5 protein-coding genes are annotated in these 8,527 nt (G+C 68.7%); 2 read left to right on the forward strand and 3 right to left on the reverse strand.

All coding sequences use genetic code 11. The features are described from left to right. Window positions 1-139 precede the first annotated feature (139 nt). Window positions 140-2,005 (forward strand): PAS domain S-box protein, encoded by a 1,866-nt coding sequence (locus GVN67_RS06710; protein WP_159994076.1) that lies wholly within the window; start codon window positions 140-142, stop codon window positions 2,003-2,005. 36 nt (window positions 2,006-2,041) lie between these two features. Next, window positions 2,042-2,805 (forward strand): IS5 family transposase gene (locus GVN67_RS06715; protein ID WP_159994078.1). Its coding sequence is split into 2 segments (ribosomal slippage): window positions 2,042-2,381 and window positions 2,381-2,805, totalling 765 coding nucleotides; the frame shifts between segments, so codons are not numbered across the junction. Between the two features lie 121 nt (window positions 2,806-2,926). Here the strand turns inward: GVN67_RS06715 and GVN67_RS06720 are convergent. The 3 genes from GVN67_RS06720 to GVN67_RS06730 form a co-directional block, all read right to left on the reverse strand. Then, window positions 2,927-6,145 (reverse strand): error-prone DNA polymerase, encoded by a 3,219-nt coding sequence (locus tag GVN67_RS06720; protein ID WP_159994080.1) that lies wholly within the window; start codon window positions 6,143-6,145, stop codon window positions 2,927-2,929. 4 nt (window positions 6,146-6,149) lie between these two features. After that, the gene (locus tag GVN67_RS06725; protein WP_159994082.1) at window positions 6,150-7,637 is read right to left on the reverse strand and encodes a DNA polymerase Y family protein; all 1,488 of its coding nucleotides are present in this window, start codon (window positions 7,635-7,637) and stop codon (window positions 6,150-6,152) included. A gap of 673 nt (window positions 7,638-8,310) precedes the next feature. After that, window positions 8,311-8,527, reverse strand: a 217-nt coding sequence (locus GVN67_RS06730; RefSeq protein ID WP_159994084.1) for a hypothetical protein, incomplete at its 5' end; no start/stop codon positions are given.

The raw sequence follows: 8,527 nt of genomic DNA on the forward strand, positions 1-8,527 counted from the left end.
GATGTGGCGTATGGGGCCGTAAATGAGCAACCCCGGTGGAGAGGCGCCACAGCCCCAGGGCGATCGGGGCTTGGTGGCGGAGGTCATGTACCTCAGGGCGGAGCTCGGGCGGGCACGGAAGGCAGGGCACCGCCTCCAGGTGTTGCTCGATAGTGCCACCGACTACGCGATCGTTACCCTGGGTCTGGATGGCCACCTCACATCCTGGAACGCGGGCGCAGAGCGGATCCTTGGCTGGAAGGCCACGGAAGCCGCGGGCCGCCCCTTCCATGACCTTTATACGCCCGAGGATCAGGCGGCGGGCGTACCTGCCATAGAGTGCGCGAAGGCCCTAGCGGAGGGGCGGGCACGGAACGAGCGCTGGCATCTGCGGGCCGACGGCAGCCGCTTCTACGCCAGTGGGTGGCTCATGGCGGTCCGCGACCCCGACGACCCGCAGGCCGTTCCGCGTGAGCTGCTCGCGATCATGCGTGATCGGACCAGCGGGCAGGAGGCGGTGGAGGCCATGCGCGAAAGCGAACAGCGCTACCGCTACGCCGTCGAGCTCAGCCCGCAGATTCCCTTCACCAGCGATCCGCGGGGCAACGTCCTCGACTTCAGCAGCCGCTGGAGCGTCCTCACCGGCATGAGCCACGACCAGACGCTGGGCTGGGGCTGGGCCAGAGCCATTATACCCATCGATCGCAAGTCGATCCTGCGGCGCTGGGTGCATTGTCTCCGAACCGGAGAGGCCTGCGACGTAGAGGGGCGTCTGCTTGCCGCCGATGGTGGCCCCCGCTGGTTCAGGACCCGCGTCTATCCGCGGCGCGACTTCGCAGGGACAATCCTCGCGTGGCACGGCGTTCTGGAGGATGTGAACGACCGACGGCAGGCCTGGGAACGCACCAAAACCCTGCTCGAGCTCGGTGACCGGCTCAGGGAGCTTCGTGACCCTGCGGACATCGTGCTGGCGGCATCGGAGGCGATGGGCCGCGCGCTGGGCGCAGCCCGGGTCGGCTATGCCGCCATCGGCGAGCGCGGCGCCGTGTCAGTCCTGTGGGACTGGACAGACGGCCGGGTCGGAAGCCTGGCCGACACGGGGCTAGGCGCCACCTCTCCCGAGGACGTCCTGCCGCTGGCAGCCCTGCTCAGATCCTCGAAGTCGGCAGACGTCTTGGCTGTCAGAGATGTGGAGGATGACCCAAGAGCGGCTGCCTCGCTGCCCTTCTATCGTGGAGCCTCCGTGCGTTCACTTATGAAGGTTCCTGTCCTCGTCGGCGGTGACCCAGCAGCCTTCATGTTCGTGCACGACACCACGCCGCGCGCCTGGAGCATTGAGGAGGTTACCTTCGCCCGCAGTGCAGCCGAGCGGGCATGGAGCGCCCTCGCGCAAGCTAACGCGGAAAGGAGCCAGCTCCTGCTGACACAGGAACTGAACCACCGGGTCAAAAACACCCTGTCAGTGGTCCAGGCGATGGCCCTACAGACCGTGCGGGGCTCTCCAGACCTAGCCACTTTCGGCACGGCGTTCCAGGCCCGTCTGATCGCACTTGCCCGCGCCCACGATTTGCTCACACAGCGGGATTGGCAGGGCGCGCCGGTGTTCGATGTCGTCCGGGCTTCGTTGGCGACAGCGGGGGACGTCCGCATCGACCTGCAAGGTTCCAGTGTCGGCGGGGAGATGCTTGTGCCTGCGCAGGCGCTTTCGCTCGCGATGGCACTGCACGAGCTATTCACCAACGCTGTCAAGCATGGTGCGCTCTCGGTTCCTCAAGGGAGGGTTCGCGTAACCTTGACAATCGAGAGCAGCGGCGCTCAGCGAATCGAGTGGGTCGAGCTGGGCGGCCCACTCCTGAAGGGGCCTCCCCTGCGCCGGGGCTTCGGCCTCCGGTTGCTGGAGAAAGGCCTGGCCCGGCAATCTGGAATGACCACCGCGCTGAATTTTTTGCCTGAGGGGCTGCGTTGCTCCTTGTGGCTGCCACGGATGCTAGGCTCAGGACCTATTAAATCTGATCTTGCGCTCTGATGGAACTGTGATTCCGTGGCAGCCGGAGGTGCTGCCATGGCCGACTTGTTCTGGCTGACGGAGGCGCAGGTCGCACGGATCTCGCCTTTCTTCCCGCTGTCGCACGGCGTGCCGCGGGTGGACGACCAGCGTGTCGTCAGCGGGATCATCCACGTCATCCGCAATGGCCTGCGTTGGCGCGACGCGCCCGCCGAGTACGGCCCGCACAAGACGCTCTACAACCGCTTCATCCGCTGGAGCCGGATGGGCGTGTTCAACCGGATTTTCGCAGGCCTGGCGGGCCGCCGAGGCCAGCCCGATCGGCTGATGATCGACGCGACCCATCTCAAGGCCCACCGCACGGCGGCCAGCCTCCTCAAAAAGGGGCTCTATCCCGATGTATCGGCCGGACGAAAGGCGGGCTGAACTCCAAGCTGCATGCCGTCTGCGACGGTCAGGGCCGTCCTGTCCTGCTGCTGCTCACCGAAGGCCAGATGAGCGATCACAAGGGTGCGGCTTTGATGCTGCCCCATCTGCCGCAGGCCAAGGAACTGCTCGGCGACAAGGGCTACGACAGCCGCCGCTTCCGCGAAGCCCTCATCGCCCGCGGCATCATCCCCTGCATTCCCTCAACGCGCAGCCGGAAGATCCCGATCCCTTACGACAAGGTGCTCTACCGCCAGCGCCATCGGGTCGAAAACATGTTCGGCCGTATCAAGGACTGGCGCCGCGTCGCCATGCGCTACGACCGCTGCGCCCACACCTTCTTCTCCGCTATCTGCCTCGCCGCAACCGTCCTCTTCTGGATCAATGAGTCCTGAGCCTAGCTTCTGAAGTGCTTCCCAGTGGCCACATTTGGTGACTGGCAATGATTGATTGCGGCCTGAGGCCTGAGCGGCCGTGAGCGGCAAAAGCCCTTGGACATGCCAGGCGCCACAGCCGTCAACTGGCAGGATGCAAGTAGACGCGCTGTAGGTGCGCTGGGCCTTCGGGAAAGAATTCAGCTAACGAGAGCTGAACTGGCGGTCCACCATGGCCTGCAACACTGCTAGGGTTCCGGTTCACCATCTCCTCGCGCTCGATCTTCCCCTTGACCACGAGCAGCCGGGCATTGACGAGCGCCGCCCGGTCGCGGTCGACTATGTTCGCGAAGACCACCAGGTTGGCTTGGCCGCGCTCGTCCTCGACGGTGACAAACACGACTCCCTTGGACGTCTCGGGCCGCTGCCGCATCAGCACGAGCCCGGCCAGCAGGATCCGCTTCCCGGCGTGTAGCTCGTTTTCCTCCCGAGTGTCCCGGCATCCCATGTCCCGCAGCCGCGGCCGCAGGAGCTCGAGCGGGTGGTGCCCAGGCGACATGCCCGTGGACAGGTAGTCGAGGACGACCTTCTGGCCTGCCAGCTCCGGCGGCAGCGTGGGGCTCGGTTCGGGCAGCAGCGGCGGTTCACCGGCGGCGGCGCTCTGGGCGGCCAGCAGCAGCAGCGGCGGGATGTCCTCCTCGACACCGCGGGCCGCCCACATCGCCGCCCGCCGATCGACCCCCAGGCCGCCAAAGGCGTCCGCTGCCGCCAGCGCCTCGGTCCCCTTCCGGGTCAGCTCGGCGCGCCGGACCACCTCCTCGACCGAGGAAAACGGCGACCTGTTCCCGGCCTCGCGGGCCTTCACGACACGCTCGGCCTCCGCCTGCGCCAGTCCGGCCGCCTGCCGCAGCCCGAGACGCAACGCCAGCCCCTCGGCGCTGTCGGGTTCCGGCTCCAGGGTGCAGTCCCAGTCGCTCCGGTTGACGTCCACCGGCCGAACGGCGACGCCATGCTCACGGGCGTCCCGGACGATCTGTGCAGGCGCGTAGAAGCCCATCGGCTGCGCGTTCAGCAGCGCGGCGGCGAACACCGATGGGTGCCACCGCTTCATCCAGCTGCTGGCATAGGCTAGGTGCGCGAAGGAGGCGGCGTGGCTCTCCGGAAAGCCATAGCTGCCAAAGCCTTCAAGCTGCTTGAACACCCGCTCAGCCAGCTCCGGGTCGTAGCCTCGCCGCACCATGCCGCCCACGAGCCGGTCCCGGTACTCGCTGACCCCCGCCGTGTGCTTGAAGGTCGCCATGGCGCGCCGCAGCTTGTCCGCCTCCTCGGGGGTGAACTCCGCCGCCACCATGGCCACTCGCATGGCCTGCTCCTGGAACAGCGGCACGCCGAGTGTCCTCTTCAGCACATCCTTGAGCTCGTCTGGATGGCCGTGCTCCGGGCTGGGTGACGGATAGACCGGCTGCTCCAGCCCCCAGCGGCGCCGCAGGTAGGGATGCACCATGTCGCCCTGGATGGGCCCGGGCCGGATGATCGCCACCTGGACGACGAGATCGTAGAACTTCTCCGGCCGCAGGCGCGCCAGCATGTTCATTTGGGCCCGGCTCTCGACCTGGAAGACGCCCAGGCTGTCCGCCCGCCGCAGCATGGCGTAGGTCTCCGGACAGTCACGAGGGATGCCAGCCAGGTCGAGCTCGCGCCGGTGGTGGCGCCGCAGGAGCGAGAAGCCCCGGCGCAGCATCGAGAGCATGCCCAGCGCAAGGATATCGACCTTCAGCAGCCCAAGGGCGTCGATGTCGTCCTTGCCCCACTCGAGGACAGTGCGCCCCTCCATGGCAGCGTTGCCGACCACGGCCAGCTCGGTCAGCGGGCCGCGGCTGATGACGAAGCCGCCGACATGGGTGGCCAGGTGGCGCGGGAAATCCTGGATCTCCTCGGCCAGCTGGAGCGTCCAGTTCAGGCGGGTGTCGGTGGGATCCAGACCGAGGCCGGACGCGAGCTCCGCCAGCGTCTGCTCCCGGCCCGGTCCCCACGACGCCTTGGCGAGGCGGCCGGTGACGTCCTCCGACAGCCCCATTGCCTTGCCAACTTCGCGGACGGCGCTGCGGGCCCGGTAGCGGATGACGGTGCCCGCGATGGTAGCGTGGTGACGGCCGTAGCGCTCGTAGATGTGCTGGATGACCTCCTCTCGGCGCTCGTGCTCGAAATCCACGTCGATGTCGGGCGGTTCGTTGCGGGAGGCGCTGACGAAACGCTCGAAGAGCAGGTCGTGCTTGGCGGGGTCGACGGCGGTGATGCCATGGACATAGCAGCAGGTGGAGTTCGCCGCGGAGCCCCGCCCCTGGCAGAGAATTCCTTTCCGCCGCGCAAAGCGGACCACCTCGTGCACGGTCAGGAAATAGGGCGCGTAGTCCAGCTGCTGGATCAGCCGGAGCTCGTGGTCGAGCCGCTGCTGAATGTTGGCTGGCACGCCGTTGGGCCATCGTACGTCGGCCGCCTCGGCGACGCGGCTGGCCAGGGTCTGCTGCGGCGTCCGGCCGGGCTCGAGGATTTCGTCCGGATACTCGTGCCGCAGCTGGCTCAAGGAGAAGCCGCGCGTCGCCTCCAGGACCCGCATCGTGCTGGCCAGCGCTTCTGGATGGCGAGCGAAGAGGCGCGCCATCGCCGCCGGTGGCTTGAGGCAGCGCTCGTCGTTCGGCTCGGCGTTCGGCCCCAAGGAATCGACGGTCACGGTGAGCCGGATGGCCGTGACCAGATCGGCCACCGGCTGCCGCTGCCGGTTGTGATAGCGGACATCGTTCCAGGCCAGCAGCGCGGCGCCGCACCCCGCCTGCGCCACGGTGTCGGCAAGGAAGGGCAGCCGCTCGTGGTCGTGGCCGTCCAGGTAAAAGGCGGCGGCGCAGAACAGCGGCAGAGCGAGGCTTTCCATCTCCTTGGCGGCCACGGCGAAGCGGCTGGCGAAGTCCGCATCCGGGCGCCGCGGCGGAATGGCGGCCAGGCACCAATCCCGGGCGTGCTCCACCATCTCGGCGAAGGATATCTGGCACTCGCCCTTGGGGGCTCGCATCTTCCCGCGGGAAAGCAGGGTGCTCAGCCGACCGTAGCTGGCGCGGTCCGTCGGCCAGGCCAGCCACGCGGTGCCATCGTCCAGCACCAAGCGGGTGCCCACCACGTAGGGAACTTCCTCCTCGCGCGCGGCGACGTGGCCGCGGACAACCCCGGCCAGGCTGTTCGTGTCGCAGATGCCGAGCCCGGCATGGCCCAGGGCCTTGGCGGTCAGGACCAGTTCGGCTGGATGCGACGCTCCGTCGAGCAAGGAGAAGTTGGAGCGGGCGCCGAGCTCCACGTAGCCAGGGGGCATGGCGTCACGCGAGCTCCCCGTGGAGGAACCAGCGCGGCGCCGCTCCGGCCTCACGCAACCGGCAGATCCACAGGCGGGGTCCTTCGGCAGTCTGGATCCGGTAGTAGTCCCGGATGGGCCGGTTCAAATCCTCGCCCCACCACTCCGGCTTCAGCCGCTCGGGCCCCAGCGCTGCCAGGACACGGTAGACGCGGCCGCCGCACTGCAGCCGCACCGGCGCGCCGTCCGACGCCGCGCTCTCGACCGTCATGGCCAGCGGCGTCCGCAGCAGGCGCAGAGGCCGCATTTCCTGCCCCCAGTCCTTTGGAATGTCGGGTGCCAGGTAAGGATCCGTGGGCACCGCAGCGTATTCCGGCCAGTGACTGGAAAGCGGCTGCGGACGAGAGATCGGGATTCGCTGGCGCGTTCGGTCAAGGAGTTCCGGCAGCGCGCCAGGACTCGCTGCCGTGCCATCACCGCCGCGGGCCATCTCGGCCTGCGTGCGGGCCACCGGCTCAGTCGCGGTGGCCTCCAGCACCATGCGCTCGAATCCCAGGTCGGGCTCGAGCTCGCCGACTGCTTCCCGAAACAGCTTGAACAGGTGACTGGCCGCATGCGACGCGGCGCCGGTGCCTATCGAAACTTCCTGAACCACGCGGTCGACACGGAAGCCACGCAAGACCAGGCGGCGAGCCCCCTCCCCTGCGTGCTCCATGGCCTGGCAGAGTTCCTCGAGCAGGTTCTCGAGAACGTGGTCGATGGCTGGCCGGGTGACGATGGGCTCGAGCAGGTGCCTGATGGCGGAGAAGACGGGCGGCGGTCGCACCGGCTGGATCGGCCGAGGGCGGGCGCCGGTGGCATCGTCCAGGGCGTCGAGCAGCGGGCGGCCGAATCGGCGGGCGAGCGGGCCGCGCGGCTGGCGCAGAACGTCGCCGACCTGCCGCAGGCCCAAGCGTCCCAAGTTGTGGACAAGGTCCTGGGACAGGCGGAGCGCCCCCAGCGGCAGCCGGGCCAAGGAATTGAGTTCCTGGCCAGCGGGCAGCACCTGCGGCGCCGCGCCGCTGCGCGCCAGGGCCGCGGCGCAGCCGGGCGTGCCTGCGATGGCGGCCAGTACCCGGTAGCCGCCACTGGCGAAGCTCTCCAGCACGGCTGCCAGCAGCGCGGCCTCTCCGCCAAACAGCGCCTCGACACCCGTGGTGTCGAGCATCAGTCCGTCCTCGCCATCGACGGCCGACAAGGGCGTGAAGCGCAGCGCCCAGAGTGCCAGCCGCTCCAGGATGGCAGCGTCCCCATCAGGGTCCGCGTCGGCCAGAATGAGGTCCGGCAGGATTGCCTGGGCGTCGGCCAGCGCCTGGCCCGGGGACAGGCCGGGAGCATCCGTAGCGGTCAGGCAGCGCCGGTTGCCAACGGCGGCCCAGACAGCCAACGGCCGGTCATCCCAATCAGGATGCTGGCGTCGCAGCCGGTCCAGAGGGAGGTAAGGCAGGCACGGGGCCAGGTAGCGGCGGCTCACGCGTATTCTGCGAAGGCGGCCTCCTCGACCTCCAACGCACCTTCATCCCAGCGGACATCCCAGCTGCCTGGCCGTCCGGCGCGGCAGCGAAGCAGGTCCAGCCGCCAGCGTGGTGCGCCGCAGCGTCGGCGAGCGATGCCACCCGCCATCGGCTGACGGCGCTGGACGGGCCATGTTCGGCCACGTTCCGCAGCAATAGCCCGACTCGCGGGGAGCCCTCTGCCGCCAGCTGGAGGCGCCGAGATGCGGTCATGTCCAGGCGATCCATTTGGAGCACTGCGCCGCCCAGAGCTGGCGAGCGGAGCGCCTCCTCCATCGTCCACAAGCCATCAGCAGGCTGGCGATAGCTCGCCTGCAGAAGGCGGTCGGCGCGCAGCCCGAGGGCATGCAGGCCGGGTGCCCAGACGCCTTCGGCATGGGCGCTGATCCACAGCACAGGCCCATCGGTGCGGCTGAGGATGAGCGTGCACAGGGCAAGACCGGCGCCGAGGTCGGATGCCTGGACCTCGTGCAGTGCGCCCCGGGCCAATCCACCGCCGGGCAAATGGTCATCGATGGGAGGAGTCAAGCTGATTGGGGGCAGTGTCGCATCGCCCCCGGTGCCGCGCTCGATCCTGGCGAGCGAGGCTCGGAGGTCGCGCAGAACGGCGTCCGAGGCCGACATCGGGGAACCCTATCCTGCGCTGTGCAGCCGCGCGGGCGGCAGCTTGAGGACAAGGAAGCCCGAGCGCTCCAGGTGCTTCACCAAGTGCTCGGCGGCTACGCTGGCGACCAGCTGGCCGCCGGATGGACGAGGCTTGCCGCGCTCGTCGTAGCGCAGCGCATAGGCGAGAGCGTCGGCCACCTCATCGGGCGATGCGGTGGACAGGCCGGGAGGCAGGGGGATGGGG

It is taken from the genome of Roseomonas sp. 18066, from assembly GCF_902706185.1.
Taxonomy (GTDB): Bacteria; Pseudomonadota; Alphaproteobacteria; order Acetobacterales; family Acetobacteraceae; genus Pseudoroseomonas.

What these genes read in the sequence shown, in the direction of transcription:
- GVN67_RS06720 (WP_159994080.1), bottom strand. Translation starts at nt 6,145, where the DNA reads ATGCCCCCTGGCTACGTGGAGCTCGGCGCCCGCTCCAACTTCTCCTTG.